This window comes from Methylobacterium sp. E-046 (assembly GCF_022829625.1).
GTDB lineage: Bacteria > Pseudomonadota > Alphaproteobacteria > Rhizobiales > Beijerinckiaceae > Methylobacterium > Methylobacterium longum.
This window is the reverse complement of the sequence record NZ_JAKSYP010000290.1, coordinates 373,492-391,134: the sequence shown is the minus strand read 5'-3', so window position 1 is coordinate 391,134 and position 17,643 is coordinate 373,492. Positions and strand designations below refer to the sequence as shown.

Below are 17,643 nucleotides of genomic sequence, written 5' to 3'. Positions count from 1 at the left end.
GCCGATGCCGAACCTCACATTGTCGGAGGCCGAGGCCCTGGCCGCGGAGGCCCTCGTCCGCTGCGGCACGGCCGAGGCCGCGGCGCGGAGCGTCGCCCGCGCCCTGGTCGGCGCCGAGGCGGATGGCCTGAAGGGCCACGGCCTGTCGCGGGTCGCGCCCTACGCGGCGCAGGTGCGTGCCGGCAAGGTCGTGGGCGACGCGGTCCCGCGGGCGGAGCGCCCGCGCCCGGGCCTGCTCGCGGTCGACGCCGCCCACGGTTTCGCCTACCCCGCCATCGACCTCGCCCTGGAGGCGCTGCCGGACCTCGCCCGCCAACAGGGCGTGGCGGCGGCCGGCATCCGCCGCTCGCACCATTGCGGCGCGGCCGGACGCCCGGTGGAGGTCCTGGCCGAGCAGGGCTGCGTCGCCCTGCTCTTCGCCAACACGCCCGCCGCGATGGCGCCCTGGGGCGGGCGCCAAGCGGTGTTCGGCACCAACCCGCTGGCCTTCGCCTGCCCGCTGCCGGGCCGCGCGCCGATCGTCGTCGACCTCGCCCTGTCGAAGGTGGCCCGCGCCAACATCGTCGGGGCGGCCAAGCGCGGCGAACCGATCCCCGAGGGCTGGGCTCTCGACGCCGAGGGGCGCCCGACGACCGACGCCAAGGCGGCCCTCGACGGCACCATGGTGCCGCTGGGCGACGCCAAGGGCACGGCGCTCGCCCTGATGGTGGAGCTGCTTGCCGCCGGCCTCGTCGGCGCGCGCTTTGCCGGCGAGGCCTCCTCGTTCCTCGACGCCGCGGGCGACCCGCCGGGCACCGGGCAGCTGATCCTCGTCCTCGACGCGGCGGCGCTCAGCCCGGACGCGCCGGAGCGCTTCGCGGCGCTGGCGGACGCGATCGAGAGGCAGGACGGCGCCCGGCTCCCGGGCAGCCGCCGGCTCGCACTCCGTCGCCGGGCCGCCGAGGCGGGCCTCGACGTCGCCGAAGCCCTCGTCGCCGAGATCCGGGCGCTGTGACGCGGATCGCCTGTGCGGAGGAAAAACCTGTGATTGCTCCCATCGGCAGAGCCACGTAAGCCAGAGGAGGGAGAGGTGCTGGACACAACCTTCGACGCTCTACCCACGGATGGGGCTCTGCGTCGTCACGCGATGGAACGGTCAGGCGAAGGGCAGGCAGGTTCGGGGCGCGCAGGTTCGGGAGGCGCCCGCACGGTCGGCTTCCGCCCGCTCTACCGGCAGGTCTACGACACGCTGCTGAAGCGCCTCGCCGACGCGGTCTGGCAGCCCGGCCAGATCCTGCCGAGCGAGGGGCAGCTCGCCGTCGAGCTGGGCGTCAGCCAGGGGACGGTGCGCAAGGCCCTCGACGCGCTCACCGCCGACAGCCTGCTGGTGCGCCGCCAGGGCCGCGGGACCTTCGTGGCCGATCACGACGACAAGCAGAGCGTCTTCCGCTTCCTGAAGCTGCGGCCGGACGGCGACGGCACCGGCATGCCCACGAGCCGGGTCACGGGGATCGCGGAGGCGGCCGCCAGCGCCGACGAGCGCGGGCGCCTCGACCTCGTGCGGTCGGCCCGGGTGGTCCGGATCGAGCGCGTGCGCGCCGTCGACGCGAAGCTCTGCGTGGTCGAGACGATCAGCGTGCCCGCCGGCCTGTTCCCGGGCATCGCCCAGATCGAGCTGCCGAACACCCTCTACAGCCTCTACGCCACCCGCTACGGCATCACGATCGCCACCGCCCAGGAGCGCCTGAAGGCCGTGGCGCTCGGGCCCCACGAGGCGGAGCTGCTCCAGGTGCCGGCCGGGACCCCTGCCCTCGAGATCGACCGCGTCGCCATCGATCTCGAGGAGCGGCCGGTCGAGTGGCGCCTCTCGACCTGCCTGACGCAGGACATCCACTACCTCTCGGTCCTGCGCTGACCGGGAGCCGCCTGGGCGCGGGCGCCGCGCCTGAACCGACATCCTCTGCGAGAACCAGGACGGGGGCGCGATGATCGACCGCGGAAAACGAGATTTCGTGCGGATGACGGCGCTCGGCGCGCTCGCCGCCCTCGGGGGCGTGCCGCGCGCCAGGGCGGCGGGCACCGCCACGCTTCCCTTCGGCAACGGCGAGCGTCCGCTCGTGGCCTATCCGGGCAAGCGGTCGCTGCTGCAGTTGACCGCGCGCCCACCGCAGCTGGAGACGCCGTTCTCCGTCTTCGACGAGGGCGCGATCACGCCCAACGACGCCTTCTTCGTCCGCTACCACCTCGCCGACATCCCGACCGAGATCGATCCGCAGGCCTTTCGCGTGGCGGTGCAGGGTCACGTCGAGCGCCCGCTCCAGCTCTCGCTGGCCGAGCTCAAGGCGATGCCGGGATCCGAGATCGTCGCGGTCAACCAGTGCTCGGGCAATTCCCGCGGCTTCTTCGAGCCCCGCGTCGCCGGCGGCCAGCTCGCCAACGGCGCCATGGGCTGCGCCCGCTTCACCGGCGTGCCGCTCAAGGCTGTGCTCGACAAGGCCGGCGTGACGGCCGGCGCCGTCCAGGTCGCCTTCGAGGGCCTCGACGGGCCGGTCCTGCCGGAGACGCCCGACTTCGCCAAGGCGCTCACCCTCGATCACGCCCGCGACGGCGCGGTGATGCTGGCCTGGGCCATGAACGGGCAGGACCTGCCCTGGCTCAACGGCTTCCCGCTGCGCCTCGTCGTGCCGGGCTACTACGGCACCTACTGGGTGAAGCACCTCAACAGCATCACCGTCCTCGACAAGCCGTTCGAGGGCTTCTGGATGAAGACGGCCTACCGCATCCCCGACAACGCTTGCGCCTGCACCGAGCCCGGCAAGGCGCCCGACAAGACCGTGCCGATCGCCCGCTTCAACGTCCGCTCGTTCCTCACGAACCTCGCCGACGGCGCCCAGGTGAAGGCCGGCCGCGTGCCTCTGCGCGGCATCGCCTTCGACGGCGGATCGGGCATCCGGTCGGTGGAGGTCTCGGCCGACGATGGCCGGACCTGGAGCCCCGCTCGTCTCGGTCAGGATCTCGGACCCTACGCCTTCCGCACCTGGACCGCGGAAGCCGACCTGACGCCCGGCGGCCACGCGCTTCGCGTCCGGGCCACCGGCAACGACGGCGGCACACAGCCGATGGCGCCGCGCTGGAACCCGGCCGGCTACATGCGCAACGTGGTCGAGACGACCCACGTGCAGGCGGCCTAGAGGAGGATCGGCATGTCCAGCATTCCCCTGCCCCTCGCGGCGTCGCTCGCCCTCGCCGCCGCACTCTCCACGACGGTCGCGCATGCCGCGCCGGACACCTACGCGCTGCCGGAGCCGACGGCGCAGTTCCGGCCGGCACCGGATGCCGCCCACGCGGCCGGCTTCCAGGCGGCGCAGGAGGCCTGCATGACCTGCCACTCGGCCGACTACATCGCCATGCAGCCGCCGAAGAAAGGGCAGGCCTTCTGGGACGCGGAGGTGACCAAGATGATCAAGGTCTACCGCGCGCCGATCGCGGAGGAGCAGGCCAAGGCGATCGCCGCCTATCTTGGCGCGACCTACTGAGCGCCGGCACCGGACGGGAGGCCGCGCGATGATCGCCAGAACCGCCGAGACGGCCCCGTGCCCGCCCGCGCCTTCGGGGCGGGCGCGCGCCTCCGGCTGGATCGGGACGGCCAGCTCGCTGCTGCCGGGCCTGCTCGTGTGCCTGGCCATCACCGGGGTCTCGCAGGGTCTGCAGGCCGGCGAGGAGCATCTGACCGGCCATCCCTACGTGGAAGCCCTGGTGCTGGCGATCCTGCTCGGCGCCGCCCTGCGCACCGTCTGGGTGCCGGGCGCGCGCTTCAAGGCCGGGATCGCCTTCTCGGCCAAGCAGGTGCTGGAGGTGGCCGTCACCCTGCTGGGTGCCGCGGTGAGCCTCGGGGCGATCGTCGCCTCGGGTCCGGCGCTGCTGGCCGGCATCGTCGGGGCGGTGGCGCTCACCATCCTGGCGAGCTGCGCGCTCTGCCGCAGCCTCGGGCTGCCAGTGCGCATGGCGCTGCTGATCGCCTGCGGCAATGCGATCTGCGGCAACTCGGCGATCGCCGCCGTCGCCCCGGTGATCGGCGCGGACAGCCGGGACGTGGCGGCCGCCATCGCCTTCACGGCGGTGCTGGGCGTGCTGATGGTGCTGGGCCTGCCGCTGTTCGTGCCGCTTCTCGGCTTCAGCGAGCACCAGTACGGCGTTCTGGCGGGGCTGACCGTCTACGCGGTTCCGCAGGTGCTGGCCGCCACCGTGCCGGTGGGCCCGCTGGCCACGCAGGTGGGCACGCTGGTCAAGCTGGTGCGGGTGCTGATGCTTGGGCCGGTGGTGCTGGCCCTCTCGCTCCTCGCCCCGCGCCTGCCGGCGGCGGGCGCGACCACCAGGGCTGCGCCGGGGATCGCTCCGGCCCGGCCCGGCTTCTTCAAGCTGGTGCCTTGGTTCATCCTCGGCTTCCTGGCCCTGGCCACCCTGCGCTCGCTCGGGCTGATCCCGGATGCCGGGATCGCGCCGATCTCCCGGCTGGCCGGCTTCCTGACGATCGTGTCGATGGCGGCGCTGGGCCTCGGGGTGGATGTGCGCGTGCTGGCGCAGGTCGGCGGTCGGGTGACGATGGCCGTCACCGCCTCGCTCCTCGTGCTCCTCGCCATCGCCATCCTGCTCATCCGCGCACTGGCACTCGGCTGAGCGCCGGCCCTGCGCCGAATGCCGCTCGGTCCTTCGTCCTCGTCGGGGAGGCAAGGGCTGGTTTCGGGGTCGTGCCGCGGGAGTCCGGGACCGGCTTTCCGGGGGCGGCTCGGGTTGCGTGTCGGTGATCGGCGCGAAGCGGGATGACCGCGTGTCGTCCTCCGAGTCTTATCGAGGGACGGATCAGACCGCCGATCGATCCGTCTCACGCGCGACGTCAGCTCGACCCTCGTGCAACCGGTTGCATCGCGTGGTCGACACGCGGAACCGTTTCGACGGCACGGCCGCAGGGCTGGCGGTCGCCGCTCTGGGCACGCCGCCGAAATCCGCGCCCGAGCCGGGAGCGTTTGCAGCGAGGAACCGAGACCTGCCGGCTGACCCGGACGGTTGCAGCCCGGCGGCTCAGAGCGTTGCGCTCGCGCTGCGTGTGACCGGCGGTGGGGCCCAGGATCCGTCGAGCAGAGCGTCCTTCGGCCAGTAGGTGCGCAACATCAGGATGAACGGTCCTTTCGGCGCCGGCAGCCAGTTCGACTCCAGCTGCGCACCAGGGCTCTCGTTCTGGATGTGAAGATCGACCGAGCCGTCCGGGTTGGCCTTGAGGCTGTCGCGCGGGCTCACCGAATAGCGGTTGATCGGATTCTCGACGAAGAAGTAGTCCGCATCGTACATCGTCAGCGACCAGAATCCGTGAACCGGTGGCAGTTCGCCGTCCGGGAAGCGCATCACGTACTTGGAGGCGCCGTTCAGCCGCCGGCCGGCACCATCGGTCGTGGTCAAGGGATAGACCGCGTCCTGCGGCAGGTTGCAGCCGAGGCCCACCGCGGTCACGAGCGCGCGCTGCAGGTAATCCTTGCCGTAGTCGCCGCCGTCGGTCGTGAAGGTCCAGCCGTTCACATGCTGGCCTGTGGCTTTCAGGTGTCCCATGATGCGGGGAATGGCCTCCTTCGGCGCCCGCTCGAGGGCCTCCCGAATGGGGGGCGGCTGGCGTGCCGGATCGAAGGGTTGACCGGGCACGATCCCGAGCGAGGCCATCTTGGCAACCGGAACCCCGTCCGCGAGCGCTGGCGGATTGTCCTTCATCAAGGCGGCGACGAGGTTGAAGTAGGTCGTCGCGTCCATGCGGTTGACCTGCTCGCGCACCGCCGTCTTGGTATCGATGCTCGGATCGATCCGGCCTGCGGGTGGCGTGTACGGCTTGCCGGCCGCGCTCGCCGGGATGAGCCGGTACTGGTCCTGCAGGGCGTGGACGGCCCCGTAATCCCCGGGCGTGCCCGTGCAGTAGGTTCGGCCGAGGATCCAGATCAGGTTGGTCGGGGCCTGGATCAGCTTGGCACCGGAGGGCACGCTGCCGCTCCAGCCGGGTCCGGCGATGAAGTAGGTCTGCGGCCCTGTCCCTGTCGTGCGCTTGCCCGGCACCGCGAAGACGTTCGTCCAGGCGCTGAGCATGGGCATGAGGTAGTAGCGCCCGTCCTCGTCCGGAACGGTGAGGATGTGGGGCTCCCGGCCGACATCGACGAAGGCGCTGGAGTAGAGCGTGTCCGCGTTCGGAGCGGTGACGGCCCGGAACTTCGCGTCCGGGTACTCTCGCATGTTGGCGAACTGGCCCATCGGGGCACCCTTGCCTTCGGGGGCGGCCACGTTGGTGAGGACGCGCCGGGTCATCTCCATGGTGACGAGCGGGTAGCCGTAGATGTAGGCGTCGATCGCGTGTTCCAGCGGATCGGCCACGCCGTTCTTGCCGATGAGCGGCGCGTCCTGAGCCGTGCTCTGCGCGCGAGCGAGCGGCAGGCCCGAGCCGAGAAGCGGGATCGTGGCGGCGCCGGTAGCGAAGATCCGTCTGGTGACATCCATGACCGCCTCCCGAACGCGCCCGCTCAGGCAGGCTGCATGCAGCGCCCGGCTGCCCGGCCGACTTCGCCCGCCGTCGGCGCGACCACGGGCCGATGTCGGGAACTCGGCCGGTCCGCGGCGCTGGGCAGCATACCGACGCCGAGCGGGTCCGCTTGATCGAACGGGACACCGGCTCGACGGATCGCGACGCGTTTCGGTTCGGCCGCGCAGTTTCGGCTGGGCGTCGGAAACGCCCTGGCGAACGGACTTCATCCCGCTGGAACGATCATGCGGCTGGCGCATGTTCCGGCTCGGCCGTTGGAGCATGCTCCGGACACCGTGAAAGGTCAGCGCAGGGGGGGGCCGATAGAGTTTCCTCCGGCTTTCGGACATGCGGTCACGCGGACGCCAACGCAACGGCCGCGCATCCCCCCTGCAGACTGCACTCTGAGCCCCGGTCCCGACCGCGGTCCAAACAATCGCACACCAGCGAAAGCAGGCGGAGGCGGCAGGGGGCAGGATCGATGCGGTGACGGCGGCCGAGGGGGGCCGCCATCGTGTCGGATGCACCGGCACGTACCGCTCGCCGGTCTCGTTCTTGACCCTCGCGGATGGTTCGGCCTCGCCGGTCGAACGCCTCCGCTGCGTCACGGAGGCGCCGCTTCGCCCCGCACCGGCTGTGCGGCCGCGTTTGCGAAGGATTCGCAAGCCCGCGCGCCCGTCTCACGAAAACTTGATTATCTCATTTATTACCAAGCTTTCGCTCTGAGACATTCAGTATACCAGCCGACAAGACTGGGGCCGATAGTGCTTGTACCCCGTATGGGGGACGTTCGGCTACGCTTCCGGGAGTACCTTTTCCTCGCGCGCCACAGAGGAGCGACGACAATGGTCAACGACGGTCCCCCAATCAAATTCGTTGCGCTCTGGGGCGCGTTCGCTCTCCTGATGCTGCTCGGTCAGGCCCAACTTATCAGCCATGGGACAAACATCGCCATGTCCTATCAGTTAGATCAGGGCGGCGAACCTACGTTGATGGCCGCCCTGGACTGACGACGTGCGCGCGGCAAAGCGGAACCAGGTTTCGTTGTCCGGAAGCGACACGGTGTCGTGTAGGGCCTCCCCGGCTCCGCGGAGCGCGAAACGCAGCCGTTGCGGATAGGCGAAACCAGTCCGCATTTGCCCGTCCACGCCTCAGGCGGCCTCTGGTGGCGCTCGGGATGGATCGCGCGTCCCGGATGTGCCGCCCTGCTCGTTCTCGACGGCGCGGTCGGTATCGCCAACCCTGGCGTCGGGGAGGCCCGACCAGGCTGCCAACCAGATCCTCGACTTCGCTGCGCGACAGAATGCGGATGCCGCGGGTGATCTGCGCCGCATGAACGGCGTGAGGCCCAGGTCAGCCGCCGGCCTCGCGCGGCTGACCTGGGTGACGGACCCCCAGAATTTGGTTCTGGGCTGGAATGACGCCGTGTGGCGGCGCAGGGGCGTTCACCGCCGCCGAGGGGCGGTGTAGGGATTGTGCTGGATAGCCATGACTGGGATAGCCTGTCAGTCTGTGATCAGGGACGGCCCGCCGCTCCAGCCTTTCCTCCCAGTCCGCCTTTCGTGAATGCCTGAATCATGCCGGTACCAGTTTTGGCGGACGAAAAAAGACGCGGTCGCCCACCGGGGGGCGTCTGCACGACCACGCTTGCCGTGCACCTTACGGCGGAGCCGGGATTGTCGCTTGATGCCCCGCCCGACCCTGAAAGGATCCGCCGCCTCGTCGAGGAAGCCCTGAAGGCGCGGCGATCCTGATGGACAAGATCGCTGCGAGCATCGCCAAGGTTCTCGGAGAGGCGATGTCCGAAGCGATCGCGTCTGGGCACGACTTGCCGTCGGCCTTGTCGGACGCGCTAGACGCTTGGATTGCCGACCAGCCTGATCCGAAGCCTTCGCGTCCCGATGCGATCCGCGCAGTTCTCACCGCGCACCTGACGGCGACGGGTTACCTGAGATGAGTGATGCTCCTTCGGTGCTCTAGCAACGCTCCGAGGCCTCGGCCTCCAGGTGTCTCTTGGCCCTCGCGAGCACTGAACAGGGATCGTGCCCTCTGGTCTTTGCGAGCAGCAGGAGGTCTGTGATGAGATCCACGACATCACAGGCTGGCACCCCACCGATCCAGCGCCGGGCGGCCCCCTCAGCATGGATGTAGGCATCGAGGGCCGCTTGAGCGAACTCGACCCGTTCAAGTTTGCTAGCCATGGGCGTTCTCCTCGCCGCTTGGCTTCTGGATATTTGAGCCACTGCGGCTGTGTACATGTCACGCTAAGACTAAACCCGACGCCACTTCGCGGGTTCGAGGCCGACGCCAGCCAGCGGTGACAACCGGAGCGCTTCATCATCGGGCTGTTTGGAAGCCTTCCTCCGCTTCGTAGAAAAGGCGCTGAACACGGTGCGGTCATGAGGGGTTGGACGTAGCTCCACCAACGGCATGGACAGATCGCCGTGGCCAAATCGCAAACCGGTCCTGTGAGTGTTGGCGACCTGCTCCAGGCCAAAGCCTTCACCCGTGCCGACCTTGATGCCGCGATCGAGGCCTTCCTCGCCAACCCGAAGATCGGGCCGTTCGCCCTGGCGTCCGGCTTGACCGTCGACCTCACGGCGGCGGTCAAGGCAGACCGGCACGCTACGGCGATCCTCACGGAACCGACCGCCAAGGGCGGAAGCCGGCGAGCCGCGGTCAAATCCGCGCTTCTTCTGGCCCTGCCGCTGGAAAGCTAGGCCCGCACCGATCGCCCTCCCGCCTCGTGGATGAGGCGTCGACCGCCCTACCTAGCGAGATCTCACGGAACGGATCTCCACCATGTGGTACCTCTACGGCGTCGTCCTCCTCGCCGGCATCGCCAATGCGATCCAGCCCGGCCAAAACAGTACTCTGGCGAGAGGCTTGTCTCAGCCGCTTACCGCTGGCCTCGTCGTCGGGATCGGCGCCGGCCTGACGGTCCTCATCGCGGGGCTGGCGACGAGGCGCTTGGCGTGGCCGTCGATGTCAGAGGCGGCTCAAGTGCCCTGGTGGGCTTGGCTGGGCGGTGTCCTTGGCGGCGGCGTCGTCATCACGCAGGTGCTGATCGCGCGCCAAGTCGGAGCGGGCGCCTTCCTCGGGCTGCTTGTGACCGCAGGAGTCGTCACCTCGATCCTTCTGGATCACTATGGCTGGGTGGGCTTCGAGGCACACCCAGCCACTCTCTGGCGGATCTTCGGCGGTGTGCTGATGATCATCGGCGTCGTGTTTGTCGCGGCGTTCTGAGCGCGACCGCCCTTGAGGCCGCGGCCGTCGTCGCCTGGCGCTTCATCGAACGTCGGGTGTGTTCGGCGCTCTGAACCTGGCTCACCGCGGGAGCCCGTGTAGGAACGCCGCGACGAACTCGTTCTCCCACGTGTAGAACTCAGGCATCAGGAGAAGCTGACCGGCGGCGCCGATCGCCGTTGCGCCGACCACCAGGGTGGCGATCTCGGTGAGGCGGCTCATCCTGCCCATGGCGGCGACCCTTCAGTGCCGTGATTGAGTTCGCGGCACGAAGATCAATAATTTCCTGCCAACACATCCGATGTGCTCGGCGTCACATCTGCTCTCGTGCCTGCTCACGGCACGCGCCACCGTGAGGAAGCGGGAACCGATGCTACCGCGATGCTCAACACGCTCGCGCACAAAGAAAACCCGCCACGGCGAGCCGGGCGGGCGGAAGGTTGTGCGCCCCCGCGATAGAAAGGAGAGGCGCAACAGCGATCTACCGGCGCATCGAAGACAGGGAGGCCTGCCGCGCTGACAGATCGGGCCGCTGGACCGCTACACCACCTGAGCCACTTGGCGCTCTGGGTTCTGCGCCCCGTCGCGGACGAGGGCGCTGGATGCGGGCGATGCAGACACGAAGCCTGCACCGGAGTTCTGAGGCCTGACCCTACCAGCTGTCGCGGTAGAATTCATCGACACGGTCAAGGCTCTTCTTGATGTCTCCAGCGCTGCTGCGCATCCCCGTCCCAAGATCGGTCAGCGAAACATCATGGTAGCCTTTGCGGATAAACTCCCGCGCCTCCTCCATGGCTGCTCTGGTGGTCTCATGATTTGTGGTGATCTCATCTGTGCCCATGGCATAGGAAACTGCAAAACGGATCAAATCGAGCTCTCTGAACAAAAATGACGAAAACCCGCCGCGGCGCTAGGCCGGGCGGGCATAGGTGAGTCTACGCTTGGGGTACTCTGTAGACACGCGAGCGGCTGATCGGTTCCGCGAGCGACCACCCGCCGGTCGGACAACGACGTGTCGACGGCCGGCGCCGGACACTCGCGCGTGGAGCCCTCGACCCGCTAGTCACCGTTAGGAAAGCGACCTCCACGCCCATCCAGAGTAGGCGAACGCCAGCGGGCGGCGCTTCCTGTACCGGATGTTCGAACTCGACGACCGATCAGCGCATCGCTGGTGCGCTCGCCCCCTCGATGACGACTTCCACGTCCAAGTTCAGGACGTGGGGATCGTCACCTTGTGGCTTCGAAAGACCGAGGCGAGGCTGCTCGTTTGTATTGCCGAGTTCGATCTCGCCGCGGACTCGTAGGAATGGAGACTCCGCCATCCCTGCCGCCGCTATGGCCGCCTGCCAGCCGCGTGTTCGGGGGACGATATCGCCGGTCTTCCTGAAGCCTCGCACCGATTTGGGTTCGAGGAGATCCCAAGGCATCGTGCGGAACCATCCGGCTTTCACTTTGATCTGTCGCGCTCTGCCCCGAGGCTCGTCCCACCCCGGGCAGCCTCCTCCTTCTCGGTGCCGGCCCGCTCCATCGGGCCGTCCTGCGGCTTGATCGCGCCGGTCGCTGTGTCCCGCGGAGTATTAGCCAAGCCCTCGCTGGGCGGCTTGCCCTGGGGCATCCGCTGCGCCTGCGTGTTGGTGGGTTTATCGGCCATGTTGTGCCCCTTCAGGCGCCCAGTTCGCGCTCCTCATGCCAACGCGGCCCGTGTCGGCTCAGGTCCGGTCGGATGCCGTCAGGGCACATGCGAAGGCCCGTCGAGCCGTCACAAGGCCACTCGTGGAACATTATAGCTAGTGCTATGCATCCAACCGATCCTTGACCTGCCGTTTGCAGGCCGCCCTACCGGGGTGCCCGTGACACCGGAGGACGAAACTCAGTTCGAGCCTGGCCGCAGCGGCAACACCGCCGGTCGTCCCAAGGGCAGCCGCAACCGCCCGACACTCGCCCTTGAGGCCAATTTCGAGGGCAAGGCGGAAGCCCTGTTCCGCGAGGCAAACGAATTGGCGTTGGACGGAGACGGCCCGGCGCTGCGGCTTTGACTGGACCGGCTGCTGCCCGTCCGCCGAGATCGGCCCCTCACCCTTGTCCTGCCGCCGATCGACAGGCCGGCAGATCTGACACGCGCGACCCATGCCCTGATGCAGGGCGTGGCTGCCGGTGAGATCACCCCGTCCGAAGCCGGCGCGCTGTCCAAGCTGGTCGACGCCCACGGGAACGCGATCAAGTTGGCGGATCTGGCCGAACGCCTCGCCCGCATCGAGGCGGCCCGCCGGACCAGTGCTCCGACCGCCCTCCGCGGATCATCCGATCGACGACGCAGCCGGCGATCTGCGGGCTACCGGGGGCCTGGTGAACTGGCAACGCTGGGTGGCGCAGGGCAAGGCCACCGTGAGCATGGGCGCGCTGTGCCTCATCGGCGTGGAACTGACCGCCGAGGCGCGGGTAGCCCGGTTCGGCACGGAAGCGTGAGGACGAGAATGACGGATGCGGTGCGCGACAATCCCGACCAGAGCCGGTTCGAACTGGAGGTCGACGGTAAGATCGCCTTTGCGAGCTACCGACGCGAACCCGGCAAACTCGTCGTCACCTACGTCTACGCACCGCCCGTCCTGCGCGGCACCGGGGCTGCCGACCGGCTCATGGAAGGCGTGATGGTGCGCGCCCGATCAGGAGGAGACCGGATCGTGCCTCTGTGCGGCTACGCCAGGGCTTGGTTGCGCAGGCACAGCGCGCATCACGATCTTCTCGCGTGAGGCGTTGCCAGGCTGCCCTCCGCGCCAGCCGCTTCCGGCAACCTCTTCAAGGACGTGGTGCTGAGCCGAGGGCGGAGGATGGCCGCGGCAGATCGCGCTCGACGTCGCGAAGCGGTACGGCGCGGATGCGGAAGGCGGAGCAAGACTCCACGGGCCGTAAGGTCTTCAGGAACGAGGGCGAGACGTTCCTCGGCCCGCCCGCAGGCGCCTCAACGCTCGTCCGGCTCGATCCGCTCGTACAGGCCGGCCACTCGTTCCGCCAACTGGCGGTAACTCTGCACCGCGGCCTTAACGCGACCGGCCGCGCATTGGCCCTGGGCGGACCGGTAGTCGAGCAGCATCACCTTGAAGCCTCCACGCTCGAACGTCGCGTTGCCGAGGCTGGCCCGGCGCTGGATCTCGCGCTCGAACCAGGGAGCGACCTCGGCCGCCGCCGTAAGGCACGGAGCGAGGCGCGCCGGCGTGTTGTGGGCCTGCGTCAGGGGTGGGGAGAGGAGCATCACGCCCCAGAACGCCGCGGTGGCGATGCCAAAGGAGAGCACGAACAGACGCACCCGCCCGAGCCGGCGTCGCGCGGGCTCCTCAATGCGGACGCGGGCCCGGGCGTCGAGGGTCGCGTCGTATTCGCCATGGCAGTGGGTGTAGTGGACGGATCCGTCCGCGCGGCGATGGAGAACGGGGCTCTGTAACATTTGCGCACTCCAAGTCCGAGATTGGACGCAAACGCAACGGACGCAGGACCTTCGATTGATGCGGTCCACGGCCACGCACCGGGCCGGCAGGGCGATTCGGCGCGCCGCAGTAATTGGAGTGCATCCTAGGCCGATGATTGAGGTCGTCAAATAGAAATTTTATCTATCTTGACGGGAATACTAGATGTCGACTCCTCATCGGCAGCTCCTGTGCAACATCGCCCATTGCCTTGGGCGGCAGAGGGCCAAGGGGGAATGGCCCTCGGTTTCTGGCGACCGGTTCAAGGCTGTGGGGCCGAGCCGAGGGCGCCCGACGGCTCCGGCGGAGCCAGCCTGATATGCGGCGGCTTGATCGGCGCACGCCTACTCGGTTGGGGCCGGGGCCGGTAACGACAGAGGTTTCCCCTTCTGCACCGTGAACGTGACGAACAGCTTGGTCGCCTCGGATCCATTCTGCAGCATGTGCGGCGTTTCGGCTGCGGTTACCCAGGATGCGCCGGGCTTGAGCATCTGCGCTTCCTTGCCCTTGACGCGCAGCTCGCCGACGCCTCCGACCGTGTAGCCTGCCTCGGTGCCGGGATGCGTGTGCCAATCAAGGACAAAATTCGGTTCCAGATCGACCACGACCTGAAGGGTCTCGTAGCCCTCCACGGGACCATCGACCCGAGAAGTAATCGCCCGCTTTATGCCGCTCGGCGCTTGTGCCGACGCGTCATCCGCTGCCAAGCCGATTGCTGCGCAGACCGCGCAGCCGGTAAACATCCGCCTGCTCAACATGCATGTCCTCCTCTCGCGCGCGTCCTTGAAATTCGAAGCCTGGACGCGTCATTCGTGGTCGGAGCGTGTGCTTTAACCAATCGAAGTGCCGTGTATATGGATGCACGTAATCGCAATCCAGGACCATCGGCATGAGGTAGAGACTGTCATCGTGATTGCGACGTGGGGCAGATACTTAATTGTTGGGCCGCGCGGGTCGCGGCCTCGGTTCCCGGCAATCTCTTCCACGACCGGGTGTCGCAGCCGGGGTCGGACGATGGCTTCGGCCGGCGGGGGGCTGAGCCCCCCTCTTAGGGACCGTACCTCGCCGGCATCATCGACGGAGCGGCACGCGACGCGTTGGACGCGGCGAAGGAGGCGACGAAGCCGGCCAGGGAGCGAACATCGTCCGGCTGGCGCGGATCCCGCGCGACCGCGGCAGCCTCCCGTTCGAGCCGAAGATTACAAGCCTTCGAGGGCAGGCCGACATCCGGCGTGCAGGCATCGTGGCGGGCACAGGCCGCGTCGAGAGCGTCAATCGGTGGCAGCGGTGCGTTGTTGCCCGGGCCACAGTAGTTGCCGTGGATGAGAAGCTTTGGCCCGCCATTGGCGGCGGGCTGTGCCAACGACGGGGCAGCCCAGGCGGTGACGAGGAGGAGCGGAGCGGCGAGGCCGATAGCGGTGCGAGGCGACATGGTGGAGACCCTCCAGCACCGACTCCGCAGAGTCTCATCGGCGATGACGGTGCGCGATATGGTTGATCACCGTGCGTCATTCCGCGATGTGCTCTGAAGCACGACCCCTATTCAGATGACGCTCCATCCACGCGGCTGGCGCCATGGTGCCGGCGAACTCTTCCGCGACGGGGTGCAGAACTATGGACGGCGGATGGCGTAGGCGGATCCGGGATCGGCGCTCGCTAACCCTCGTGCTCTCTGATAGATTGACACATCACTGATCGAGACCCTCGGGCATCGGTGGCTGAGAGAGACGTGTGCTCCCGCCTTATTTCGGCAGGAGGACCGCATGTTCTTTTTCCAATGCAAGGGCTCTGATAGCGTAACGCTGCTGGATACGCGGCGCGCTGGCCGTCACAGCACTTATCTCGGCCCACACTGCCAATCGTGCTGGCGCGTGGAGGCCGAGCTTTGTGGACGGGGCTCAAAGCCGTGGTCGTGGGCGATCTACTCTTCGGATACCTGGCTTGCGGCCGATCGGTCAGAGCCCATGTTCCGTACTTCGGAAGCCGCGCGGCGGGTCGGTGCGTTGATAGTCGCGCAGCTTGATCCGGGATCGAAGCCGCGGCGCTCTGAACTCCATTAATGCCGACCGGCCATCAAAGGGCTGAGCCTAGGCGATCACGGCCCATGGCGAGCAGACGTAGTCAGTGCGGTTCAAGGTCGTTTGTCTCAAGCGAATGTCACGCGCGGTGATGCCCGTTGAACTCGGCGTGGTCCCGGCTCTTTTGGCCGAAGAACCAAACTATCGACTGAAGTCGGGCGGTCATAGCGCGTCCCACATCCACGCCGCTCCCATCATCGCGCCGCCGCCTATCATCAAGGCGACTACGATGTAGGCGTGCAGGCGATCGTAGATGGATATGGGCATTGCAGGCAGCCCCGATCGAGCGAGACTGTAGGATCCTGCAGGCCAGGCGGCACGCCACATTCATAGGTTAGCAGAACGTTAACTCACGGGCGGCGTGATCTGGTTGCCACAGTTTCGGCTCACTTCAGCCGCCCGAAGCAAGGCCCTCGTCCAGCATCTAAGAGCGCTTCGCCTTCGAGGCTTCCCGTGTGGGGCAGCGAATGGCTACCCTAGGGTCACCGCGCCGTCGATCTGATTGACTGCGATCACGCGAGGACCCCGAACCTCTGGCTCCCGCTGCTCCCAGGCCGACAGGGCGCCGTTGGCTGCCTCGACAATCGCTCCCGGAGAGCCGCTGCCGATCTGCGGACGGATCGCCTCGACGAGCCGCGTCAGGATCGTCTGTTCCTCAAGCGGGTGAGCCGGCATCGTCGCCTGCCGGCAGAACGCCACGTAGACGTTCTCGGCAATGGTGCGGGCGGCACGATCGAGATCCGGCGTGTCATTCATTTCATAGGGCCCTTTGTGTCCAGGTGTTCGGCGAGGATCATGACACGCTGCCTGCAACACCGGCACACGAACCGAGTGCTGTCATCCGCCGGACGGATCAACTTCACGAGGCGATCAAACGCAGCGCGACGGGATGCGCGCGCGAAGCGATCTGTGGCGTGCGGCCGCCACGCGGCAATGGCGACACGCCTTCCAGCTGCCCAGTTTACGCTGACCTTCGAGGCTACGTCCGATATGGCAGGAACGGAGTAGCGCGTTAGCCGTTCCTGCCGCGATGACCTACCATGTGGCTCTCGCGGGTTCAGTCCTCGCCGGTGTGGCGCTCTGGGTCGGTGTCTACACCGCCCTGTTGCCGAACCATGCGCCCGCCTCCTCCCACAAGTGGGAGGTGAGCACGTCCGAAGGCGCGACGAGCGCAGACTTCGAACTGGAAGCCTCACCGCCACGACGGTGGGCCGACCTGCCGCGTGAAGCCCCCGTGTCGGCCAGCGATCTGCCGGTCCGGGAGGAGAGCCTCTCCACAGCGATCGTGCCGGACCTGGGCCACGCTCGACCTGTCGACCGCCCGGATGGTCTCTCGCAGATCCGCAGGGTGGCGCGTCCGGACATCCTCATCAGGCGGCGCCTCATAGGCGAACGGGCCTATACGCCACGACGCGTTCACGCGCGGCCACGATACAGGCGCAGGCAGGAGCCGATCCAGTTCAGCTTGGCAACGCGCTCCTCGTCCTGAACGTCATCTCGGGGACCAACCCGCCACGATGATGGGAACGGTATCGCGAGGCTCGCCGTAAGAACCGAGCGGCCTGGTCCAAGGCCGCATGGTTTTGATGGGGGCATTCATGCGCGTTCTCGTGCGCACGATCATGGCGGCCAGCCTGATCATGGCAGACGCCGCTCAAGCTGCCTCTCTGACCGCAACGCAAGGTGGACAGCAGGCGGAGACCCAAGTGACGCCCTACGAGGCGCGCCTGAAGAACATCCTGGATCGCGACGAGAAGAGCTGGAAGCGCCTTTCCGCTTCGATCTGCGCCGGGTGTGGTGCGCCTCCCCCACCGCTGGAGATTGCTAACGCCACGCCGTCGTATGTGCGGGCGCAACGCGAGGCCGCTGCAGCGCCGCCCCCTCCTGCGACAACGGCCTCCAAGCACGCCGCGCGGCCGGCTTCGGTTCAGAGCGCAGCCTTGCGAGAATATGAAGGGGCGCGCACGCGTGTGGTGCGGTCCAGCTCAACCCACGTGCGCTTGACGGCCAAGGCGCGGCGGTACGCACGGTATGCACGCCTGCGCCTGATCCGGCATCAGAGGCGCTTGGCGCTCCTTCAAGCCCAAAGAAGGCATGCCCTGCTCGCGGCACGGGCCCAGCAGACTGCCCATCGGGTAAGAGTGGCAGGTCTGGGGCTCGGCGGCTCAGAACGGGAGGAGGCCCGCTTCGGTGACGAGCGACGTCCTGTGCCGCTCCCGCCTGAGCGCCCCGACATGCTGTGCGCTGATGATCGTGGGGTCGCCAAGACCGGTTTCCGACCGTCATCGGCCTGTGTCAGCCCCCGCTGAACGATGCCGCGAGGGACCGG

At 68.0% G+C, this 17,643-nt stretch carries 23 protein-coding genes; 13 read left to right on the top strand and 10 right to left on the bottom strand.

Going from position 1 to position 17,643, the window contains the following annotated elements; translation table 11 throughout:
- The first annotated feature begins 4 nt into the window (after positions 1-4).
- The 5 genes from MKK82_RS33460 to MKK82_RS33440 all read left to right on the top strand — a co-directional run bounded on the left by MKK82_RS33460 (position 5) and on the right by MKK82_RS33440 (position 4,656).
- Positions 5-994 (top strand): Ldh family oxidoreductase, encoded by a 990-nt coding sequence (locus tag MKK82_RS33460; RefSeq protein WP_238291096.1) that lies wholly within the window; start codon positions 5-7, stop codon positions 992-994.
- A 75-nt stretch (positions 995-1,069) separates the two neighbouring features.
- Entirely contained in the window at positions 1,070-1,894 is an 825-nt protein-coding gene (locus MKK82_RS33455; protein WP_238291097.1) for a GntR family transcriptional regulator, read from the top strand.
- A gap of 70 nt (positions 1,895-1,964) precedes the next feature.
- A complete protein-coding gene (locus tag MKK82_RS33450) occupies positions 1,965-3,170 on the top strand; it encodes a molybdopterin-dependent oxidoreductase (RefSeq protein ID WP_243988044.1) in 1,206 nt (401 codons plus the stop codon).
- A 12-nt stretch (positions 3,171-3,182) separates the two neighbouring features.
- Entirely contained in the window at positions 3,183-3,515 is a 333-nt protein-coding gene (locus tag MKK82_RS33445) for a cytochrome c (RefSeq protein ID WP_238291099.1), read from the top strand.
- Between the two features lie 28 nt (positions 3,516-3,543).
- Positions 3,544-4,656 carry a YeiH family protein gene (locus tag MKK82_RS33440; RefSeq protein WP_238291100.1) on the top strand — a complete coding sequence of 371 codons (1,113 nt, stop codon included), beginning with the start codon at positions 3,544-3,546 and terminating at the stop codon, positions 4,654-4,656.
- Positions 4,657-5,058: 402 nt separating this feature from the next.
- On the opposite strand, the gene MKK82_RS33435 is transcribed toward MKK82_RS33440, so the two are convergent.
- Positions 5,059-6,507 carry a DUF1254 domain-containing protein gene (locus tag MKK82_RS33435; RefSeq protein ID WP_238291101.1) on the bottom strand — a complete coding sequence of 483 codons (1,449 nt, stop codon included), beginning with the start codon at positions 6,505-6,507 and terminating at the stop codon, positions 5,059-5,061.
- A gap of 867 nt (positions 6,508-7,374) precedes the next feature.
- On the opposite strand from MKK82_RS33435, the gene MKK82_RS33430 reads away from it, so the two are divergent.
- Both MKK82_RS33430 and MKK82_RS33425 read left to right on the top strand, forming a co-directional pair.
- Positions 7,375-7,539, top strand: coding sequence for a hypothetical protein (locus tag MKK82_RS33430; protein ID WP_238291102.1), 165 nt, complete (start codon positions 7,375-7,377; stop codon positions 7,537-7,539).
- A 743-nt stretch (positions 7,540-8,282) separates the two neighbouring features.
- A complete protein-coding gene (locus MKK82_RS33425) occupies positions 8,283-8,486 on the top strand; it encodes a hypothetical protein (protein WP_238291103.1) in 204 nt (67 codons plus the stop codon).
- 19 nt (positions 8,487-8,505) lie between these two features.
- Here the strand turns inward: MKK82_RS33425 and MKK82_RS33420 are convergent, their stop codons facing one another.
- Positions 8,506-8,730, bottom strand: a complete 225-nt coding sequence (locus MKK82_RS33420; RefSeq protein WP_238291104.1) for a hypothetical protein — start codon at positions 8,728-8,730, stop codon at positions 8,506-8,508.
- A 243-nt stretch (positions 8,731-8,973) separates the two neighbouring features.
- On the opposite strand from MKK82_RS33420, the gene MKK82_RS33415 reads away from it, so the two are divergent.
- Both MKK82_RS33415 and MKK82_RS33410 read left to right on the top strand, forming a co-directional pair.
- Positions 8,974-9,249 (top strand): hypothetical protein, encoded by a 276-nt coding sequence (locus MKK82_RS33415; RefSeq protein WP_238291105.1) that lies wholly within the window; start codon positions 8,974-8,976, stop codon positions 9,247-9,249.
- A gap of 82 nt (positions 9,250-9,331) precedes the next feature.
- On the top strand, positions 9,332-9,775 hold the full coding sequence (locus MKK82_RS33410) for a DMT family transporter (RefSeq protein WP_238291107.1): 444 nt from the start codon (positions 9,332-9,334) through the stop codon (positions 9,773-9,775).
- Between the two features lie 81 nt (positions 9,776-9,856).
- On the opposite strand, the gene MKK82_RS33405 is transcribed toward MKK82_RS33410, so the two are convergent.
- From MKK82_RS33405 to MKK82_RS33390, 4 genes are all read right to left on the bottom strand, one after another.
- Positions 9,857-9,997: a hypothetical protein gene (locus tag MKK82_RS33405; protein ID WP_238291108.1), complete on the bottom strand. Its 141-nt coding sequence runs from the start codon at positions 9,995-9,997 to the stop codon at positions 9,857-9,859.
- 430 nt (positions 9,998-10,427) lie between these two features.
- The gene (locus MKK82_RS33400; RefSeq protein ID WP_238291109.1) at positions 10,428-10,643 is read right to left on the bottom strand and encodes a hypothetical protein; all 216 of its coding nucleotides are present in this window, start codon (positions 10,641-10,643) and stop codon (positions 10,428-10,430) included.
- Between the two features lie 289 nt (positions 10,644-10,932).
- The gene (locus MKK82_RS33395) at positions 10,933-11,202 is read right to left on the bottom strand and encodes a hypothetical protein (RefSeq protein WP_238291110.1); all 270 of its coding nucleotides are present in this window, start codon (positions 11,200-11,202) and stop codon (positions 10,933-10,935) included.
- Between the two features lie 20 nt (positions 11,203-11,222).
- Complete coding sequence (locus MKK82_RS33390; RefSeq protein WP_238291112.1) at positions 11,223-11,426, bottom strand: hypothetical protein; 204 nt, start codon at positions 11,424-11,426, stop codon at positions 11,223-11,225.
- Positions 11,427-11,625: 199 nt separating this feature from the next.
- Between MKK82_RS33390 and MKK82_RS33385 the strand changes: the two genes are divergently transcribed.
- Positions 11,626-11,811 (top strand): DUF5681 domain-containing protein, encoded by a 186-nt coding sequence (locus MKK82_RS33385; protein WP_238291113.1) that lies wholly within the window; start codon positions 11,626-11,628, stop codon positions 11,809-11,811.
- A gap of 438 nt (positions 11,812-12,249) precedes the next feature.
- On the top strand, positions 12,250-12,525 hold the full coding sequence (locus MKK82_RS33380) for a GNAT family N-acetyltransferase (RefSeq protein WP_238291114.1): 276 nt from the start codon (positions 12,250-12,252) through the stop codon (positions 12,523-12,525).
- Between the two features lie 209 nt (positions 12,526-12,734).
- On the opposite strand, the gene MKK82_RS33375 is transcribed toward MKK82_RS33380, so the two are convergent.
- From MKK82_RS33375 to MKK82_RS33360, 4 genes are all read right to left on the bottom strand, one after another.
- Positions 12,735-13,217, bottom strand: coding sequence for a hypothetical protein (locus MKK82_RS33375; protein ID WP_238291115.1), 483 nt, complete (start codon positions 13,215-13,217; stop codon positions 12,735-12,737).
- Between the two features lie 363 nt (positions 13,218-13,580).
- The gene (locus MKK82_RS33370) at positions 13,581-13,994 is read right to left on the bottom strand and encodes a cupin domain-containing protein (protein WP_243988043.1); all 414 of its coding nucleotides are present in this window, start codon (positions 13,992-13,994) and stop codon (positions 13,581-13,583) included.
- 290 nt (positions 13,995-14,284) lie between these two features.
- The gene (locus MKK82_RS33365) at positions 14,285-14,668 is read right to left on the bottom strand and encodes a hypothetical protein (protein ID WP_243988042.1); all 384 of its coding nucleotides are present in this window, start codon (positions 14,666-14,668) and stop codon (positions 14,285-14,287) included.
- Positions 14,669-15,785: 1,117 nt separating this feature from the next.
- Complete coding sequence (locus MKK82_RS33360) at positions 15,786-16,070, bottom strand: hypothetical protein (protein WP_238291118.1); 285 nt, start codon at positions 16,068-16,070, stop codon at positions 15,786-15,788.
- Between the two features lie 274 nt (positions 16,071-16,344).
- Here MKK82_RS33360 and MKK82_RS33355 point away from each other — a divergent pair, with 274 nt between their 5' ends.
- Positions 16,345-16,803: a hypothetical protein gene (locus MKK82_RS33355; RefSeq protein WP_238291119.1), complete on the top strand. Its 459-nt coding sequence runs from the start codon at positions 16,345-16,347 to the stop codon at positions 16,801-16,803.
- A 109-nt stretch (positions 16,804-16,912) separates the two neighbouring features.
- The gene (locus tag MKK82_RS33350; protein WP_238291120.1) at positions 16,913-17,623 is read left to right on the top strand and encodes a hypothetical protein; all 711 of its coding nucleotides are present in this window, start codon (positions 16,913-16,915) and stop codon (positions 17,621-17,623) included.
- Positions 17,624-17,643 lie beyond the last annotated feature (20 nt).